The organism is Myxococcus qinghaiensis, from assembly GCF_024198215.1.
Lineage (GTDB): Bacteria > Myxococcota > Myxococcia > Myxococcales > Myxococcaceae > Myxococcus > Myxococcus qinghaiensis.
The window spans coordinates 158,564-176,878 of sequence record NZ_JAKCFA010000010.1; the positions used below are offsets into that span (position 1 = coordinate 158,564).

General features: G+C 69.7%; 14 protein-coding genes. 2 read left to right on the forward strand and 12 right to left on the reverse strand.

Features of this window, described 5'->3' with window-relative positions:
* Window positions 1–24 precede the first annotated feature (24 nt).
* From LZ199_RS20535 to LZ199_RS20590, 12 genes are all read right to left on the reverse strand, one after another.
* On the reverse strand, window positions 25–1,668 hold the full coding sequence (locus LZ199_RS20535) for a ligand-binding sensor domain-containing protein (RefSeq protein WP_253995612.1): 1,644 nt from the start codon (window positions 1,666–1,668) through the stop codon (window positions 25–27).
* Window positions 1,669–2,145: 477 nt separating this feature from the next.
* Window positions 2,146–2,454, reverse strand: a complete 309-nt coding sequence (locus LZ199_RS20540; protein ID WP_253995428.1) for a hypothetical protein — start codon at window positions 2,452–2,454, stop codon at window positions 2,146–2,148.
* A 21-nt stretch (window positions 2,455–2,475) separates the two neighbouring features.
* Window positions 2,476–3,819 (reverse strand): POTRA domain-containing protein, encoded by a 1,344-nt coding sequence (locus LZ199_RS20545; protein ID WP_253995429.1) that lies wholly within the window; start codon window positions 3,817–3,819, stop codon window positions 2,476–2,478.
* Between the two features lie 19 nt (window positions 3,820–3,838).
* On the reverse strand, window positions 3,839–5,290 hold the full coding sequence (locus LZ199_RS20550; RefSeq protein ID WP_253995430.1) for a TolC family protein: 1,452 nt from the start codon (window positions 5,288–5,290) through the stop codon (window positions 3,839–3,841).
* A gap of 159 nt (window positions 5,291–5,449) precedes the next feature.
* Window positions 5,450–8,569, reverse strand: a complete 3,120-nt coding sequence (locus LZ199_RS20555) for an efflux RND transporter permease subunit (RefSeq protein ID WP_253995431.1) — start codon at window positions 8,567–8,569, stop codon at window positions 5,450–5,452.
* A gap of 39 nt (window positions 8,570–8,608) precedes the next feature.
* Entirely contained in the window at window positions 8,609–9,721 is a 1,113-nt protein-coding gene (locus LZ199_RS20560) for an efflux RND transporter periplasmic adaptor subunit (protein WP_253995432.1), read from the reverse strand.
* A gap of 132 nt (window positions 9,722–9,853) precedes the next feature.
* Window positions 9,854–10,453, reverse strand: coding sequence for a TetR/AcrR family transcriptional regulator (locus LZ199_RS20565; RefSeq protein WP_253995433.1), 600 nt, complete (start codon window positions 10,451–10,453; stop codon window positions 9,854–9,856).
* Between the two features lie 208 nt (window positions 10,454–10,661).
* The gene (locus LZ199_RS20570) at window positions 10,662–11,528 is read right to left on the reverse strand and encodes a hypothetical protein (RefSeq protein ID WP_253995434.1); all 867 of its coding nucleotides are present in this window, start codon (window positions 11,526–11,528) and stop codon (window positions 10,662–10,664) included.
* A gap of 82 nt (window positions 11,529–11,610) precedes the next feature.
* Window positions 11,611–12,876, reverse strand: a complete 1,266-nt coding sequence (locus LZ199_RS20575; protein ID WP_253995435.1) for a lipocalin-like domain-containing protein — start codon at window positions 12,874–12,876, stop codon at window positions 11,611–11,613.
* 4 nt (window positions 12,877–12,880) lie between these two features.
* Window positions 12,881–15,421: an FtsX-like permease family protein gene (locus LZ199_RS20580; protein WP_253995436.1), complete on the reverse strand. Its 2,541-nt coding sequence runs from the start codon at window positions 15,419–15,421 to the stop codon at window positions 12,881–12,883.
* On the reverse strand, window positions 15,418–16,134 hold the full coding sequence (locus LZ199_RS20585) for an ABC transporter ATP-binding protein (protein ID WP_253995437.1): 717 nt from the start codon (window positions 16,132–16,134) through the stop codon (window positions 15,418–15,420). The genes LZ199_RS20580 and LZ199_RS20585 overlap by 4 nt, the downstream gene beginning before the upstream one ends.
* Before the next feature lie 54 nt (window positions 16,135–16,188).
* Window positions 16,189–16,989 (reverse strand): alpha/beta hydrolase, encoded by an 801-nt coding sequence (locus LZ199_RS20590; RefSeq protein WP_253995438.1) that lies wholly within the window; start codon window positions 16,987–16,989, stop codon window positions 16,189–16,191.
* 70 nt (window positions 16,990–17,059) lie between these two features.
* Between LZ199_RS20590 and LZ199_RS20595 the strand changes: the two genes are divergently transcribed.
* A complete protein-coding gene (locus LZ199_RS20595; RefSeq protein ID WP_141641313.1) occupies window positions 17,060–17,350 on the forward strand; it encodes a DUF3467 domain-containing protein in 291 nt (96 codons plus the stop codon).
* 197 nt (window positions 17,351–17,547) lie between these two features.
* Window positions 17,548–18,303, forward strand: coding sequence for a hypothetical protein (locus LZ199_RS20600; protein ID WP_253995603.1), 756 nt, complete (start codon window positions 17,548–17,550; stop codon window positions 18,301–18,303).
* Window positions 18,304–18,315: the final 12 nt, after the last annotated feature.

Below are 18,315 nucleotides of genomic sequence, written 5' to 3' on the forward strand. Positions count from 1 at the left end.
GCTTTGGGAGGACCCTACTCCACGTCAACGGCCGGTGTAGATGCCGATGGCTCCCGGACGGGTGAGGGTGTTGGCGCCATCACGTGTGGCCCCGAAGGCCACCAGCACCACGCGCGAGTCACCCGTGCCCACCACCTGGATGTCCCAGATGGGCTGGCTGGCCAGTGCCCCCAGCGCCTTGTTGTGGGTGACGAAGGTGCCCTCGGTGTGGAGGCGCATCAGGCCCCGGCCCCAGCGATGGCCAATCCACAGGCTGCCGTCGCGCGAGTCCCGCTCCAGCGAGGCCACGAAGCGCTCCGCTTCGCCCGTCAGTTCATGGTCCACCACCTGCCCTGCGTCGCTCAGCTTCGCCAGGCCCCACGCGAAGCTGGAGACCCAGACGGTGCCGTCCGGCATCAGGGCCAGGTCACTCACCACGTCGTCCTTGCGCTGCTCGGGCGTGGGGGCGGTGGGCTCGGCCACGGCATCGGGCCAGATGTCGATGCGGTTGGCGGTGTGTTTCTTCTCCTCGGACTGCTTGCGCGCGGCCTCGAAGTTCCAGGGGGCGCCGGTGTCCGCATGGCCCACGGCGTTGGTCATGATGCGGAAGCGCGAGCTGCGGATGGCGGTGCCCATCCACACGTCGCCGTCCGGCCGCACCGCCACGCCCCACACATCCCCGGCGAGCCGGCTGTCCTCGTCCGTCTCGTCCGCGCCGTGCATCTGGATGGCGGGGTGGACGTGCTCCATGACGCCGAACTTGCAGCGCTGGCGCAACTCGCGGTCCACCTCGTTGCCCTGGGAGTCATGGGACACGTACGCCCACGTGTTGGCGGCGCGGACCTCGGCGTTGGCGCAGGCCTCGCCGCCCTGGTAGTTCGCCTCGCCCCACGCGAGGCCGTGGTTGGCGGCGAACCAGAGGCCCTGGGTGGCCTTGTCCCAGACGATGCGGTTCACTGTGCAGAGCTTCTCGCGGTGGCCGTAGCCGGGCACCGAGTGCGCGGGCGAGTGGATGTCATAGTGGACGACGGACAAGGTGCCATCGACCCTCAACTCCACGCGGTCCGCGTCGCCGCTCTTGTAGATGGCGGGGTCCTCGGGCTGGCCGGGGGGCTTGTAGAACTCGTTCTCGCAGTGGGGGCGACCCTGATAGCCGACGAAGACGGTGCCCAGGGGGCCGCCCGTCACCGCCGTCACCTTGAGGTAGCGGTGCTCCGGCAGCGGGTCCTTGCCCTTCCACGCGGCCCAGGGATGCAGGCCGTCCGCCATGGTGAAGCATTGGAACGTGTTGGCGCCGGGGCGCAGCAGGCAGAGGCCCTCCTCGCCACCCGCGACCCAGATGTTGCCGCCCTCGTCCTGCGTGACGCCGAGCACCTCGCGCGGTCCGCCCTGCGCGGAGCCGAGGAAGCGCCAGCCGCTCGCATCCGGAGGCAGGGGAGGTCCGCTGGCCGGTCCGGCATCGGGTGCACCGGCGTCCGGTGGGCCCGCGTCGTCAGGAGTGCCCGCGTCGGGAGGCTCACCGGCATCGGGTGCACCGGCGTCTTCATCGACAGGCGGCGTGCCCGAATCGGGAAGCTCCTCCTGGTCCTCGATGGGGGGCGCGCGGGTGTCCGCGCTGTCCTTGCAGCCGGCGAGCAAGAGCGCGCTCAGCAATCCCAGCCACCATCCGCCTCGTCCATGCCCGCACATGCTTGCTCCGCCTCTGACGTCCTTGGGCGAACGGCCCTCACGCGCCGGTGGCTCAAAGGCAAGTCAGGTGCCAGCGCATGGGAGGCGGGAATGGGGCGCGCCAGGGGCATGACAGGGAGAGACGAGGAGTGTGAGGAGGCGTCACGCTGCCCATGGAAGGAAATGCGCGGCCTCGCCCCGAGGTGGGGAACGGCGTCACGTGATGAGCAGCGCAAAGGGAGCTCAACCCGTTCCGTCCTCCGCGCTCCTCATGCCTGGGCCCGACGCTTCGTGCCTGGCACGGGCTGGTCTTCCGCCACGCGGCTCGATTTCGCCACCGTGAAGGGGTACCTCGGGGAGCTTGAGGTGGTCACCAGCCCGCTCGGGAATGCCGCCGCCATCTGGAATCGCCAGGACCCGGACACGCGCATTCATTCCCTGTTTTCGGCCGTGTTCGAGTAGGCCCGTACGGGGGCTTGCCCTGTGCGGTGGGGGGGCTCACTCGAGGTTGGAGGCGCGCAAGCCAGGCATCAGGCAGAAGCGCACCATCGTGCACTCGATTTGATGCAGTCCCGCCGCCAGTGCACGGGCGGTCGCCCGGGGGTTGGGGACGGTGAAGGCTCTCCTGACCCTGCCTTCCTCGAAGATGGCCTCCAGCAGCGCGAGCTCGCGAGCCCGGGGGCCAGCGAGGCACGGCTCGACGAGGGGAAGGATGTCGCGGAGCGCCGCGGTCGTCATGCGCAAGTCACGAATCATCCGCTCCACCATCCCCTGACGTCTGGGAATCATCGACACGACGGTCATCATGGGAGCGCGCTCCGAAGGCCGTTAGAAACCGAAGCCCACCGCCACCGAGGTCACCACGTCGCATGACAGCGGGTCCCTGGCCAGCTCGACGCCGACGGCGGGAATGGCCACTTCGCGGACGTAGGCACGGACGCCCACGCCGGGGGAGACGTACTTGAGCAACGAGTTCCGCCACTCCACCCGGCCGACATCCACGAAGGCATGCGCGGTGAGGGTCAGCATGCTGGGACTCCAGAGCGGCACCAGGTACTCCAACGTCGCCGAGCTGGCCGTCTCCGCCCACAGGGTTCCAGCGGCGAAGCCCCGGCTCCCCGTGCGGCTTCCCAGGAGCTGCGCGTCCAGGAACGCGTCTCCTCGTGTCTGCCCGTGCTGGGCCGTCAAGGTCAGCGCGTGGTTTCCAAAGACAGGCAGCGTGTAGCTCGCGAACAGCGACACCTGACGCAGCTCGCGAGAAGAGCCGAGGAAGCCCAGGCCCTCACGGTAGAGCGCCCGGGCCACCAGTCCCTCGTTGAAGTAGAAGTGGAAGTCCTGGCCCAGGTACTCCGCCGAGACGCTCACCCCGTGCACCTCTCCGCGCTGGGGCGTCTCCAGGCCCTCTGTCAAAGCCAGGGGCTTGTTGATGAGGGAGAACCACCCCGCGCCGACATTCAGCTCCGGCGTCACCTGGTAGCCGAGCGTCCCCGCGATGTCGAAGCGCCTGTCCGTGTACGTGTCCTTGATGACGTCCCGGACGTGGCGCTCCCTGTCTGTCTTGGCGAACTGGAACGAGAGGAGGCCCGTCCACTGGCTGCCTCCGATGCTCGGGTCCCGGTACATAGAGAACAGGGTGCCGCCCCGGTTGCCCCACATGCCTCCGCCCACCAGTGTCTTGCGCAGCCCGAACAGGTTGCTCTCGACGGCGAAGACACCTGCCTGCCACTGCCCCTTGCCCGAGGAGAAGACGGGGATGGGCAGCAGCGTCCAGCGCTCCTCCACCGTGACTTGAAGGCGCACGCCCTCGCCCTCGGGACGTGTCAGCACCTCCACGCCCTTGAAGAGCTGGAGATTGAGCACCCTGCGCTTCAGCTCGGCGGCGTCCCCGGTGGTGAGCACATCGCCCGGGGCCATGCGCATGGCCCTGAGGATGACGGACTCCCGGGTGCGGGTGTTGCCCTGGATGTCGATGCGCTCGATGCGCCCCGTCAGCATCGCCGGCGGTGGCGCCGAGGCTTCAATCGTCACCTCACCAGCCAGTGGCGCGGAGCCAGGACTCGGCGGGGGCTTCACGTCCTGCGCCCGACTGAGGAGTGGGAGCCCGACGGCATGCAGCACGGCGAGGAGCCGGGCGTGATGCAGTGACGCATTCAGCGTGGAGACGTTCTTCATGGCGTTCGATGCGTAGCGGCTACTGCACGGGCGCCAGGGAGTTGCCGGTGGGGTCGAAGAGGCCCGTCGCGCGAGCCAGGGCAAGGCGTGACAGCTGCACGTTGAGCGCCTCCGTCACGGCGGACATCTGGGCGCTCGCGAGCGTCGCGTTGACGTCCGTCACCTGGAGGTACGTCGTGGCGCCCGCGTCGAAGCTCTGCTTCGCCAGTCGCGCGCTCTCCCACGCGAGCTTCACCCGCTCCTCGGCCGTGCTGAGGTTGACCTCCGCGCTCTCCAGCTCGCTGCGAGCCTTGCGGACCTCGTCGCGAATCTTCTCCTCGGTGCCACGCAGGTTGGCGCTCGCCTCGGCGATTTTTCCCGAGGACTCCCGCAGGTTGGCCTCGCGCAGCCCGCCGTCGAACAGGTTCCACGACAGGGCCAGTCCCGCTGTCCACGTGGACGCCACGCCGGTGAGGCCCGCGGTGTTGCTCGTCGAGACGTTGCCCGTGGCATGCAGGCTGGGGAGGTACTCCATGACGACCTGCTTGCGACCGCCGCGCGCCAGGTCCACGTTGAGGCGCGCCGCCGAGGCATCCGGCCGCCGGTCCAGGGCCGTCTTCTCGGCGGAGGCCGCATCCCCTGCCTCGGCGGGGAGTGGCACGGCCGTCTCCTTGGGAGGCGCCACGTCGAAGTCCACCGGCCGAGCGAGGAGCGCGGCCAGCGAGCTCTTCGCCGTCGCATAGGCGTTGCGGCTCCGCACCACCTCCTGCTCGGCCTGCTTGCGGTCCAGCGTCGCGCGCAGCAGCGCCAGCCGCTCCACGTCACCCACCTCGAAGCGATTCTGGGCGTCGCGCTCGAAGCCGCGACGGACCTCCAGGAGCTGCTCCTGCACCGCCATGGCTTCCCGCAGGCTCGCGGCGCCGAGGTAGGCCTGGGCCACCGAGAAGAGAATCTCGCGGCGCGAGTTCTCCGCCGTCAGTCCCGCCACCTTCTCGCCCAGGTAGGCATTCTTGATGGCGGGCCACAGCGTGGGGACAATCAGGGCCTGTCGCGCGGAGACCTGCCCGGCGAGCTGGTCCTGCTTCTGCAAGGTGATGGGGTCCGGAGCGCCAGGCAGCGCGAACGTCAGCTCCTTCGGATTGCGGATGTACGAGCCGCTCGCGGTGACGCTGGGGAGGTAGCCGGACCACGCCTTGTTGCCCAGCTCCTTGGACTGCTGGAGCCGCGCACGTGCGGCATCGAGGCTGGGGCTCTGCTTCTCCGCGAGGGCAATGGCCTCCTCCAGGGTGAGCAGCGGAAGCGAGTTCGCCTTCGTGCCAGACGCGGGCAGCGGCACGCCGGAGTCGCTGGTGGCCGGCTGGGACCCCGCGTCCCGCACGGGTGTGTCGCTGGTGGCGGGAGCCGGATGGGAAGTGGGGGTGTGTCCAGGCGTGGAGGAGACGCTGGGAGCCTGCGTCAGCAGGACACTGGTGATGAGCGCATGGAGGAGCATGGTGGAGACCGAGGTGGATGCGTCAGGAGCAGCGGACACACGAGGTGCGTCGCGGTCCCTTGAGAGGACCGGAGCGTCGACCTCGTGAATCAGGTGGAAGGGGGCGGACCCGAGGGTGTGGTTCTCGGGTCCGCCTTCAGCGGGGCGTGGGCGCGTGTCTCAGTGGGAGCCCTCCTCCGCGAGGAGCGGGACGCCCGGCGTGGCCACTTCCTCCGACGCCTCGACGCCACTCTTGCGACGGCTGAAGCGAGCGGAGAGCCCGTCCAGGAGCGAGTAGACGACGGGCACCACCACCAGCGTCAGCACCGTGGAGCTGATGAGGCCTCCGATGATGACGAGCGCCATCGGCACGCGAGTCTCGGCGCCGTCTCCCTTGGCGAGCGCCACCGGAATCATGCCGGCCACCATGGCGATGGTCGTCATGAGGATGGGGCGCAGGCGCACCGGCGCGGCCTCCAGCAGCGCGTCGCGAGCGCTCTTGCCGGCGTCTCGAAGCTGCTGGGTGAAGTCGACCAGCAGGATGCCGTTCTTCACGACGAGGCCCATCAGCATGATGACGCCGATGAGGGCAATCATCGACAGGGCATGGCCCGACAGCAGCAGCGCGCCGATGGCCCCGATGAGCGCGAAGGGCAGCGACAACATGATGGTGAACGGGTGGACGTAGCTGCCGAACTGCGCCGCCAGAATCATGTACAGCAGGAGGATGCCCAGCCCCAGCGCGGTGGCGAAGGCGCCGACGGTCTTGTTCAGCTCCTTCGCGTTGCCGGCGAAGCCTCCCACCACGCCCTGGGGCAGCACCTGCTCCGCCTGCGCGGTGAGGTAGCTCATGCCCTCGCCCAGGGTGTAGCCGGGAGCCAGGTTGGCGAGCAGCGTTATCTGCCGCTTCTGGTTCATCCGGTCAATCTGCACCGGGCCCTCGGAGGGGGTGATGCTGGCCACGTTGCGCAGCTCCACCAACTGCCCGCCCGTGGTGCGCACGGTGAGCTGCCCCAGCGCCTCCTCGGAGGCGAGCGTCGCGTCGGGCAGGCGCAGCTTCACGTCATACGTCTCGCCGCCCTCGCGGTACGTCATGAACTCGTCGCGCCCCAGGTAGGCCCGCAGGGCGACGCCCACCTGGGCCGCGGGCACGCCCATCTGCGCGGCGCGCTCGCGGTCCACGCGCACGTCGAACTGCGGCTTGCCGCTGCGGAACGTCGTGTCCACGTCGGTGAAGCCGGGGTGGGACTTCATCGTGGCGAGCAGCTTCTCGCTGGACGCGACGACCTGGGGCCAGTCCGTGCCGCGCAGCACGTACTGGACCTGCTGGGTGCGGCCACCACCGCCGACGCCGGAGACGTCCTGGACGGAGAGCATCACCCCGGGGCGCTCGGCCAGTGCGTCGCGCAGGCGGACCTTGAAGGACTCCTGGTCGAAGGCGCGCTCCTTGCGCGGCACCAGGTTCACCAGCACCTCTCCCTTGTGCACCTCCTCGAGCGTGCCACCGCCCGCCGTGCTGAACGTCTCCTTCACGCCCTCCAGGGGGCGCACCTGCGCGGCCACGATTTCCAGCTCGCGCTCGGTGTCCTCGAGCGTGGAGCCCACGGGCAGCTCCAGCGTCACCCGCACCGCGCCGTTGTCGGAGGGAGGGATGAAGGTGAACTTGAGGAAGCGGGCCATGCCCAGTGTCAGCACCAGCACCCCCACCGCCACGCCGATGGCCAGGGCGCGCCGTCCCAGCACCCAGTCGAGGATGCGGCGGTAGCCGCGCTCCATCCCCACGAGCCCGCGCTCGATGGCGGCGCTCACGCGGTTGCGGGGCGCGTTGTGGACGTGGCCCTTGAGCAGGCGACTGGAGAGCATGGGCGTGAGCGTCATCGACACCGCGTAGGAGATGAGCACCGCCACGGCCACCGTGACGCCGAACTGGTAGAAGAACTGGCCAATGGTCCCCTCCATGAAGGCCACGGGGATGAACACGGCGACGATGGCGAGCGTCACCGCGAGCACCGCGATGACAATCTGCGAGGTGCCCTCCAGCGCCGCCTTCATCGGCGTCTTCCCCTCCTCCAGGTGCCGCACGATGTTCTCGATGACCACGATGGCGTCATCGATGAGCAGGCCGATGGAGAGCGTCAGCGCCAGCATCGTAATCATGTTGAAGGTGAAGCCCAGCAGCGCCATCACCGCGAAGGTGCCGATGACGCTCACCGGCAGAGCGACAGCCGACACGAGCGTGGAGCGCCAGTCCCGCAGGAAGAAGAGCACGATGAGCACGGAGAGGACGCCGCCGATGAGCATGTCCTCCTGCACCGCGTGGATGGAGGCGCGAATCGTCGTCGAGTTGTCGCTGATGGTGCTGACCGTCACGCCCTGGGGCAGCTCGGCGTTGAGCTCTGCGAGCGACTCCTTGACGTTCTCCGCCACCTGCACCGTGTTGGCGCCCGACTGCTTGCGCACCACGAGGGCGAGCGCGGTGCCCGTGTCCGAGCGGGCAAGTCCCCGCGCCTCCTGTGCGCCGTCGACCACCGCCGCCACGTCACGCACGCGCACCGGTGTGCCGTTGGGGCTGGCGACGATGATGGCGCCAATCTCCTCCACGCTGCGCGCCTCGGCCGTCAGCCGGACGATTCGCTCGCGGCCTCCCTGCGTGGCGCGTCCGCCGGGCAAATCCACGCTCTGCGACTGGAGGGCCTGGCTCACGTCGCCGATGGCCAGCCCGTAGCCGCGCAGCCGCTGCGGGTCGACCACGAGCTGAATCTCCCGCTCGCGGCCACCCACCACGCCGATGCTGCCCACGCCCGCCTGGCTCTGGAGCGAGGGCTTCACCACGTCCTCCGCCACGCGCGTCAGCTCCTCGATGGGCAGCGCGCCGGAGAGTGACAGGGTGAGGATGGGCGCCGCGCCGATGTCGAACTTCTCCACCACGGGCGTCTCGATATCGCCGGGCAATTCGCGCAGCGTGGCCTGCACGCGGTCGCGAACGTCCTGGGCCGCGACGTCTACGTTGGTGCCCAGCTTGAAGCTGATGGTGACCTGGCTGACGTTCTCCAGGTTGATGGAGTTGAGCTCGTCCACGCCGTTGAGCGTGTTGAGCGCCTCTTCGAGCGGGTCGGAGACGTTCTTCTCCATCGACTCGGGGTCCGCGCCCGGCAAGAGCGTGGTGACGGTGACGACGGGGATGTCGACGTTGGGGTACTGGTCCACGCCGATGCGCGGATAGGCATACAGGCCGAAGACGACGACCGCCGCCATCAGCATGACGGTGAAGACGGAGTGTTTGATGAAGGTCTGGAGCATGGCAGTGGCGCTCGTCGAAGAAGGGAGGGAGGAGAAGGGCTACTGCACGACCTGGAGCGCGACGCCGTTCTGGAGCGGCAGGCTGGCGTCGGCGACGACGCTCTCCTCGTGGCCGAGCCCATGGACGACGCGCACGAAGCCGGGCAGCACGCGCTCCACCTTGACGTCACGGCGCTGCGCCTTGCCGTCCTGGACCACCCAGACAAAACCCTGCTGGCCCTTGGAGTTGACGGCCTGCGAGGGGAGGAAGACCCCCGCCTGTCCCGGCGCGTCGTCGGTGGCCATCATGTTGGAGAAGTCCAGCTCCACCAGGGCGCCCGCGCGCAGCTTCGCCCCATCGTCCTTCGTGGGCAGCACATCCGCGAGCACCTCCACGGTGCGCGTCTGCGAGTCGATGACGGCGCCGAGGCTCCGCACCTTCGCCTCGAAGGGCGCACCGGAGGGGTTGAGCGTGCCCTTGACGATGGTGCCCACCTTCACGCGGTCCACGAAGGCCTCGGGCACCGGCGCGCGCACCTCAAGCGCCTGTGGGTTGACGAGGCCGAAGATGGCCGTGCCCGGAGTCACGTAGTCGCCCTCGTTGCGGCTGCGCGTGGTGATGACGCCGTCGAAGGGCGCGGTGAGGGTGGCGTCGCGCAGCGCCTCCTGTGCGCTGGCGAGGACCGCCGCGGCCTGCTCGGCCTGGGCCTGCGCCTGGCGGTAGCCCACTTCGGCCTTGTCGAGCGAGGCGCGCGCGAGGCTGCCCGACTGCGCCAGCGTCCGAGCCCGCTCCACCTCTGTCTTCGCGCCCTCCAGCGCCGCTTCAGCCGCGGCCTTGGCGGCGCGGGCCTGGTTGGCGGTGAGGCGCGCGTTGGAGGTGTCGAGCTGCGCGAGCACCTGGCCACGCTTCACCGCGTCGCCCGCATTCACGGTGACTTTGGTGAGGGTGCCGGAGGCCTCCGCGCTCAGCGTCGCCTCCTGCTTGGCGCGCACGCTGCCGGTGGCCTGAAGGACGCTCGCCTCCAGCTTCGTGGCTGGCGTGACGGCCTTGACGCCCACGGGCTTCTGCGCGGCCTGCGCCGAGGGAGGGGGCGCCACGGGCTTGCTTCCGCCGCCACACGCACCCGCCACCACGGCCACCACCACCACTGCTGCCTTCCAGGTCGTCTTCATCGCTGCGTTCCTCGTCGTGGGGCCGGGGACTTCATGGAGCTTCCGGCACTGAATGACTGATTTGGTTTTCTGGTCAGTCCCGGGCAAACGAACACCCCAACCCTCCGGGCACGGAGTGGGGCCCGTGGGGTGTCAGCTCATGGGGGGCTTGGAGGCGGGTGAGGCCAGGAGGCCGCGGATGAAGATCTCGAAGGTGGCGTCCAGGGCTTGGAGCGTCAGGGGAGAGGTCTCCTGGGTCATCAGCCTGGGGACGAGCATCACGATGAGCTCCACGAAGCCGCGCGCCGCCAGTGGGGGGTCGCTGACGGAGAAGGCCCTCTGCGCCACCCCGTCCTCGATGACGCGCGCCAGGATGGCCGCGTCTGCCTCCTGCATCTGGGGCACGAGGTGCATCACCTGGGTACCCAGCTCGAAGAGCGTGGCCATTTCGAGGCGCTCCCCGTCGGGCTTGCGGACGCTCTGCTCCAGCTTGCAGCGGATGTAGGCGCGGACCTGGGCCTCGGGCGTCGTGGCGCGCTGGACGCTCGCCTTGAGCTCGGCGAGGCTCATCTCGTGGGATTGCCGGACAATCGCCTCGAACAGCGCTTCCTTGCTCTCGAAGTGCAGGTAGATGCTGCCCTTGCCGACGCCCGCGCGTTTGGCGATGTCCTCCACCGAGGCCTTCTTGAAGCCGAACCGGGCGAAGACTTCGCCGGCGGCCTTGAGGATGGCGATGCGCGGGTCGGAACTCATTGACCAAGATGGTAATTCGGTCAGTGGGTCATCACAAGTCTTCGTTCGAGGAAGTCCGTGTGCCGCATGCACCCACCCGGGCGGTCTTCAGGGGGCTTGTCTGGCAGGTCGCTTGGGGTGGGGGCGTCTTACGGGGAAGGGGAGGACGCTCCGGGCGACGCGGGCGCCATCCTCGGCGAGCAGCTCCATGGCGCGGCGGGCGCATGGCTCAGGAGGGCTTGGAGTTGGAGTGGTCGGTGGTCTTGCTGAGGAGGTAGCCGCCGTGGCTGATGGCGAGCAGGGCGACGAGGCCTTCGGAGAGCTCTGGGAGGCTGGTGAGGGAGCCGCGTCGGATGGCCATGGAGATGTCGACGAAGTAGCTCACCGCGGCGATGGCGGTGAAATAGAACATCTGCACCTTGGCGAGGTCGATTTGCGCGGTGTTGCCGACCTCGTCGCCCTGGAACATGTCTGAGATTCGAGCGTCCTGGATGCCTTTGTTGGCGTAGAGGGCGCCCTGGCAGTGGGCGTGGATGTCGTCGGGGCTCTCGGAGAGCTGGGCGGCGGTGGATGCGACGGCCCTGGCGTCAGGCGTCTTGGAGCGCTTGCCGCTGAGCAGCAGGGGTGTGCCGAGCAGGGAGGTGGATGAGATGCCCATGGCCCACCAGAGCTCCTGGGGGATGGCGACGTCGACGGCATTGGGGGTGTTTGTCTTCGCGCGGGCGATGACCATGGTCATGTAGCCGGCGATGACGATGACGGTCCAGGTGACGGCCTGGAAGCGAGACAGGCTCATGATGTTGCGTTCGCTGATGAGGATGCCGAAGGGAGTTCCGGTGATGCTCTGTCCGAGCACGGCGAGGAAGGCGAGCAGCACGGCGGACGCGGCGATGTAGTTCCAGCCCGGGGCGACGAACCACGCCACCGCGACGCTGAGCAGCGGCAGCGCGGTGGTGAGCAGCATCAGTCGCTGGTTTTGTGGGAGGGGGACGGGAGTGACGGCCCCTGTCTCCGGAGGCGCGGGATGCACCTCGACCTGCTCAATGGCGACGGCGGACATTCGAGGACTGGCGCTCGCTTCACTGTCATGACTCATGACACCCCCCCAGGTGAGGGGTGAAGCATAGGCTTTCTTCCAGCCTCGCCGCCAAGGGCACACTGAAATCAGACTGCCGTGGTCAGTGTCGTGGGGTGTCTGTTGTTGGCGTACTTCGGGATTCCGGAGTCCCCCGGGCCCGGGCCTCCGGCCGTCGTGTCGAGGCCGCAGTGTCCGCGTACCCCGTCAGCTCCACGTAGCCGCGTCCCTTCACGGGCTGGCCCTGACGCACGCCGTCCAGGTCCACGCTGCCCTCCCAGTAGCGCACGCTCACCGGCAGCTCCTGGTCCGCGAGCTTCGGCATCACCGTCAGCTCCAACCCGAGCTTCTCCACGCCCAGCTTCCACTTCGACGGATACACCCCGCCGCGCGGACTCTTCCACGTGTCCAGCACCGCCAGCTTCACGTCATCCCGGGTCAGGTGCACGGACGCGCTGTCCACCGCGCCCGCCGGTGGCACCCACGTCCCCGAGCTGAACGGGTCCACCGTCCCGTCATCGCGCCGCAATTGGTAATACATCAGCTCGCTTCCATCCGAGAGCTGCAGCGAGAACCAATCCCAGCCCACCTGGTCCTCGCCCAGGGCACTCGTGCTCCACTCGCGGTCCATCCAGCTCTCACCCGTCACCGCGTACGTCTGTCCTTCCAGCCGCACCGTGCCGCGAGACGGCATGCGTGTCATTGAGTAGTAATACGACGCATTGCCCGGCTCGGCGCTCTTCTGGCTCAAGCCCCGGTCGCCTTCGAGCACCGGCGGCTTGCCCGGCTCCAACAACAACTCCAGCGTGACGTCGTCCGTCTGGGCGCGCAGCCGCACCGGCCACGTCGCCTCACCCACGCTCGCCGCCTCCCAGTCCTCCAGCCACACCTTGAACGGCTGCGTCGTCGCCCCCGCGAGCCCCAGTGCCGCGCGGCTGTAGCGCTCCGCGACGTGGAACCGGCCCGCCGCCACGTCCGTCACCGTGAAGTGCCCCAGGTACACCTGCCGCGTGCCCCACGCGGAGTCGCGCGCCGGTGCCTCGGGTGCCAGCGCGTTGCGGAACAGGGTGAATTGATATCCGAACGCCCGCCCATCCGTCGTCTCGAGGTTCCCCGTCCAGTACCACCACTCCGTGCGAAACTCCGGATGGGGGCCGTGGTCCTCGGGGAAGTGGAATGCCCGGGACTCGAAGGCGCGCGCATAACCCTCCGTGCCACCATCGCCCCCACCGAGCGCCTTCGCCACCGTCAGCGTCCCGCTCCTCGCGAGCACGGGAGGCTCCGTCTCGCGCGTGACGACGTACGCCGCCACCGCCAGCGCCGCCAGCACCACCGCCGTTCCGATGACGAGCCCTCGGCCGTTGCTCATGGCGTCACTCCTCTCTCAGCGCGTACGCGGGATTGGCACGGGTCATCTTCCACGCCGGGTACAGCCCCGCCAGCGCCGAGGCCACCAACGCCAGCAGCATCGCCTGCCCCAGCGTCTCCGGCGTCACCTCCAGCCGCACGGTCCAGCCGAAGGACCGCTGGTTGATGACATGCACCAGGATGTACGCCAGCCCCACTCCCAGCGGCATCGAGAACAACCCCGCCAGCAAACCCAGGAGCCCCGTCTGCAGCGACACCAGCCCCCAGAGCTGTCGAGGCGTCAGTCCCGTGGCCCGAAGCACCGCGAACTCGCGCGCCCGCTCCAGCTGCAATGACATCAACGCGCTGAGCACCCCCACGAAGGCCACGCCGACGGCCAGCAGCCGGAGCACCTGGGTAATCGTGAAGGTGCGGTCGAACACCTCCATCGACGCCTGTCGCAGCGAGCGATTGGCCCGCACCAGCAAGGCCTGCTCGTCCCCCGCGCTCGCTCGCACCGCGGTCACCAGCGAGTCCACGTCCTGCCCCGGCGACGCGTACAGCGCCACGCCGCTCACACCCCTGTCTTCGTACCAGTGCTCGTACGTGGCGCGAGGCATCAGCATCGTCCCCACGTCGGAGCCGTAATCGAAGTACACTCCGGCCACCCGGAAGGCCTGAAGCCCCCGGTCCGTGGCCAGCTTCACCGTGTCGCCCACGCCCACGCCCCGGTGGAACGCGAAGGGCTCCGAGACGATGAGCGCCTCCGTCGACGCATCCAGCTCGCGCCACACGGCGGCCTCGTCCCCCTGCTTGAACTGGTAGGGCCGCGCCGGAGAGCGACTGAAGTCGACGGCGAGCAGGTCCGTGGGCACGCCGTCCACCCGGGCCCGCGTCACGCGCAGGGTGCTGCTGCCGGAGACGCCCGGAAGGGTGCGCAGTCGCTCCACCAGGCCCGGCGCCAGCGTGGAGTCTCCCCGTCGCGCCACCAACGAGGGCGGGGAGATGAACACATCCGCCAGCAGTGACGACTCCAGCCACGACAACACCGTGCCGCGGAAGCTGGACACCATCAGGCCTACGCCCACCGTCGTCGCCACCGCGACCATCAGCGCCGCCAGTGCCACCGCCGTGCGACTGAGGCTCGTCCTCACGCCGCGCGCCGCCATGCGTCCCAGCAGTCCGAAGGCGAACCCCAGGGGCACCGCCGCGAAGAGAGACAGCCGCTCCGTCACCCACGGCACCAGCAGCGCGGCGCCGATCAGCACCGAGAAGAGCCCCAGGTACGCTGGAACCAGCGCCTGCGTGGGCCACCCCAGCAGCCCTACGCCTCCCGCCAGCACCAGCACTCCGAGCAGCGCCAGCTTCGGCGCGCGCGTGCGCGACACGTCCTCCAACGTCGAGCGGCGCAGCGTCGTCGCCGGCGCGGAGCGGGCCGCCTCCCACGCGGGCACCAGGGCCGCCAGCACCGTGGCCCCCAGGCCCAGCGCCAGTCCCTTGGCCAGCGTGAAGGGCTCCAGCACCAGCCCGCGCACGCTCACCACGAAGTAGAGGTCGTTGATGGTCTGGGTGATGAGCCCCACCAACCCGCGCCCCAGGAGGATGCCGAGCAGCAGTCCCGCCACCGTGCCGACGATGCCGAGCACCAGCGCCTCGCCCAGCACCAGCGCGAACAGCTCGCCCCGGGTGATGCCCACCGCGCGCAGCCGCCCGAGCAATCCGCGCCGCTGCACCACGGAGAACGTCATCGTGTTGTAGATGAGGAACATGCCCACCACGAGCGCCAGCAGCGACAGCGCGGTGAGGTTGGTGCGGAACGCCTTCGTCATCTGCTCCACCGTGCTGGCCCGCGCCGACGCGCGCACCACCTCCGTCCCCGTGGGCAGGCTCGCGCGCAGTCGTTCCACCTGCGCGTCTCCGCCCGTCAGTCTCAGGTCCACGCGCGTCAGCCGTCCCACGCGCCCGAGCACCTCCTGCGCCGTGGACACGTCCGTCAGCACCAGCGCCTCCAGCGCCCGCGCCGTGTCCTCGTTCGTGGGCGCCAGCAGCGCCGCCACCCGCAGCGAAGTCTCTCGGCCCTCCACGCGCACCGGCAGGAGCCCACCGGCCTCCACGCCCAGCGCCCGCGCGGCCCGCGCGCTCAAGAGCACCGTGCCCGGCTGGGTGAGCAGCGCGCCCACGTCGCCCACGGCTTCGTCACCCGCGTAGTCCCGGAAGGGCGTCTCCGCGAACGGGTCCACCCCCAGCACCGTGAGCGTGCGCCGGTCGCCCACCGTGGCTTGCACGTAGCCCTCCACCACCGGTGCGGACACGGGCGCGTCAGGAAGCAGCCGCAAGTCCCGATACACGTCCTCGGACAGCCCGGAGGTGCCGCCCACGAGCTGGTGCGTGGCCTTCCCCGTCACCGCGTCCGTGGAGCGCTCGAAGGCGCGCAGCGCGCTGCCGCTCGCCAGGTCAATCGACACCACCACCGCCACACCCAGGGCGATGCCCAAGAGGGACAGCGCCGTCAGCCACGGGTGGCGCCCCAGGTGGCGCAGGCTGGAGCGCACCAGGAGATTCGTCACCGGGGCTCCCTTCGCGGCGCTTCGCGTTCCACCAGGCGTCCGCCCGTCATCTCCAGCACCCGGTCCGCGCGGGCGACGAGGCCCGGCTCGTGCGTGACGACGAACGCGCACGCGTTGCCCTGCCGCGTGAGGCCCTCCAGCAAATCCAACACCTGTCGCCCCGTGGCCTCATCCAGGTTGCCCGTGGGCTCGTCCGCGAGGAGCAGCGGCGGTGAGTGCGCGAGCGCCCGCGCCACCGCCACGCGCTGCTGCTCGCCACCGGAGAGCCGGTCCGGAAAGCTGTTCGCGCGCGTGGCCAGTCCCACGCGCTCCAGCAGCGCCCGGGCCTTCGCGCTCGCCTCCGCCGCGTCGTGCCCGTTGAGCTCCACCGGCAGCCGCACGTTCTCCTCCACCGTCAACGTGGGCAGCAGGTTGAACGCCTGGAAGATGAAGCCCACGTGCTCGCGGCGCAGCAGCGTGCGCTCGCGCTCGCTCATCGTGCCCAGGTTCCGGCCGTCGATGAGCACCTCGCCGCGCGTGGGCAGGTCGATGCCGCTGATGAGGTTGAGGAGCGTGGACTTGCCCGAGCCGCTGCGGCCCAGCAGCACCACGAACTCGCCCCGGCGCAGCGTCAGCCGCACGCCGGAGAGCACCTCGCGCGCGGTGTCGCCCTCGGCATAGGACTTGGTGACGTCACGCAGCTCGACGAGAGGAGGAGTGTCGGACTCAGGCATGTTCGAGCCCTTGATATACGGGGACGGCGCTTTTCGCCGCGTCCCGAGCCTCCGTCACGCGCCCGCCGGTTGTGGCTCCCATTCCCCGAAGTCACGCCACTGCGTCAGGAAGCCCCCCACCTCGCTCGCGAGCAGGGGGCCGTCGGCGTCCCGGGGGATGACGTGGAAGCCGCGTCGCAGCGACACGACGCGCACGCTCGGAGACGCGGTGAGCCGGCGCGCCAGCCACCGTCCTCCCTCCGGGTCCACCACGTGGTCCTGCTCGGCCACCGCCACCAGCACCGGACAGCGCACCCCCGACACACGTCGCGCCGCCTCGTCCTGCAGGGTGACCAAATCCCTCAGGCGCGCCACCGGGAAGCCGGAGAGCACCGGCGCGTCGGCCAGGGCCACCGGGTCCGAGATGTCCGTGCCCGTCTTCTCCACCCACGGCCGCGCCCACTCCAACAGCGGCGTGCGCGACAGTTGACGGATGAGCATCATCCGAGGCCCCCGGAAGCGGATGGCCGGGGCGACGAGCGCCAGCGCCCGCACCTGCTCCGGATGGTCCGCGGCCAGCCCCAGCGCCAGCAGCGCCCCCATGGACAGCCCCGCGACGAAGATGCTCCGGTGACCCCGCAGCCCGTCCAGGGCCTCCCGGGCCGCCTCCCGCCAGTCGCGCCAGGTGACTCCCAGGAGCGCCTGGGGCGTCGTGCCATGGCCCGGCAGGAGCGGCGCCACCACATGCATCCCCCGCGCCGCCAGCGCCTCTCCCAAGGGGCGCACATCCCAGGGACTGCCCGTGAAGCCGTGCAGCAACAGACACGCGTCGGGGCCCCGTCCCAGCTCGAAGGGCTCCGTCTTCTCAGCGTCCATGGCGAGCAGGGCATCCATCATGGAAGACAGGCTGGCCACGCGGAGGCGCAGGCGCTATGCCCCATGCCACATGGCGGACACTCCGAAGCCCCCGGACATGCAGTTGCAGATTCAAATCGACGAGGACGTCGCCAATGGTCAGTACGCGAACATGGCCCTCGTGAACCATACGGACACGGAATTCACGTTGGATTTCATCTACGTCCAGCCGCAGCAGCTCCGGGCCAAGGTGCGCTCGCGCATCATCACCAGCCCCAAGCACATGAAGCGGCTGATGCTGGCCATGCAGGACAACCTCAACCGCTACGAGGCCAAGTACGGCGCCATCGTCCTGCGCGAGGACGACGGCGGCATGCACTGACTCGGGGGCCGCCGACCGTCACCCACGTCGAAAGGCGTGAGCGCATGGTGATGTTCTCGGAATTCCCCGGGGAAGACGGGTGGAGCGCGCGCCCGCGGGCCCGGGGGCACTCCTGGAGACGCACCGTGCGTGCCGCTCATATCGCCGCGCGCGCTGAACGGGTTGGAATCCATCCCGCAGCGGCGCAGACTCGGGACATCGTGCTCCGAATCCTCGTCTCGTTGTTCGTGCTGCTGTGCGCTCGTACCGCCTCCGCCCAGTGCCTGGGTGACGGCGTGCAGTTGTTTCCCACGCCCGGTGCCATCGTCCCCATCAACAGCCGGTTCCTGCTGGAAGGCGTGGGCACGGCCCGGGAGCCCGTCGTCGCGCTGGTGGGCAAGAAGCTGCGGCTGGTGGCGAGCGACCACGAGGTGGAGGTGAAGGCGCAGCGCGGCTGGGAGAGCAGCCTGGGCCGGGCCACCGTCGTCCTCAAGGTGGTGGGCAAGCTGGAGCCGGACAAGCGCTACACGCTGCGGCTCGACGAGGTGCTGCCCAACGTCACCGTGCTCAACGGCCGGGGCGGGGTGCTGCCCGAGTGGAACACCGGCAAGGGCGCGGACACCCAGCCGCCGCGCTGGCAGAAGCGCCCCGCCGTCTCGGAGGGCTTCCTGCGCCGCACGGCCCAGGGCACCGCGCGCTTCGTGCGCCTCAACCTGTCGCTGAAGGAGGAGAGCCCCGCGTACCTCGTGGTGAAGCTGGAGCCGCGCCGTCCGGGCCCCAGCGTCCAGCAGTACGTGGTGCCGGTGCACAACAACACGGCCTTCATCGGCCACGAGGCGTGCAGCGGGACGTTCGCCATGGAGGACGGCCGCAGCTACCGGGCGCGCATCGAGGCGTTCGATGCGGCGGGCCACAACGCGCCCCCCGTTCCGCCTGTGGACTTCGAGGCGCCGGCCGACTACTCCGCGCCGTAGCGGCAATCGCCA

Excerpts from the sequence above, each read along its gene's own strand:
- LZ199_RS20590 (WP_253995438.1), bottom strand. The coding sequence starts at position 16,989 with ATGGACGCTGAGAAGACGGAGCCCTTCGAGCTGGGACGGGGCCCCGAC.
- LZ199_RS20535 (WP_253995612.1), bottom strand. The coding sequence starts at position 1,668 with ATGTGCGGGCATGGACGAGGCGGATGGTGGCTGGGATTGCTGAGCGCG.
- LZ199_RS20570 (WP_253995434.1), bottom strand. The coding sequence starts at position 11,528 with ATGAGTCATGACAGTGAAGCGAGCGCCAGTCCTCGAATGTCCGCCGTC.
- LZ199_RS20545 (WP_253995429.1), bottom strand. The coding sequence starts at position 3,819 with ATGAAGAACGTCTCCACGCTGAATGCGTCACTGCATCACGCCCGGCTC.
- LZ199_RS20575 (WP_253995435.1), bottom strand. The coding sequence starts at position 12,876 with ATGAGCAACGGCCGAGGGCTCGTCATCGGAACGGCGGTGGTGCTGGCG.
- LZ199_RS20555 (WP_253995431.1), bottom strand. The coding sequence starts at position 8,569 with ATGCTCCAGACCTTCATCAAACACTCCGTCTTCACCGTCATGCTGATG.
- LZ199_RS20595 (WP_141641313.1), top strand. The coding sequence starts at position 17,060 with ATGGCGGACACTCCGAAGCCCCCGGACATGCAGTTGCAGATTCAAATC.
- LZ199_RS20540 (WP_253995428.1), bottom strand. The coding sequence starts at position 2,454 with ATGATGACCGTCGTGTCGATGATTCCCAGACGTCAGGGGATGGTGGAG.
- LZ199_RS20585 (WP_253995437.1), bottom strand. The coding sequence starts at position 16,134 with ATGCCTGAGTCCGACACTCCTCCTCTCGTCGAGCTGCGTGACGTCACC.
- LZ199_RS20550 (WP_253995430.1), bottom strand. The coding sequence starts at position 5,290 with ATGCTCCTCCATGCGCTCATCACCAGTGTCCTGCTGACGCAGGCTCCC.
- LZ199_RS20565 (WP_253995433.1), bottom strand. The coding sequence starts at position 10,453 with ATGAGTTCCGACCCGCGCATCGCCATCCTCAAGGCCGCCGGCGAAGTC.
- LZ199_RS20560 (WP_253995432.1), bottom strand. The coding sequence starts at position 9,721 with ATGAAGACGACCTGGAAGGCAGCAGTGGTGGTGGTGGCCGTGGTGGCG.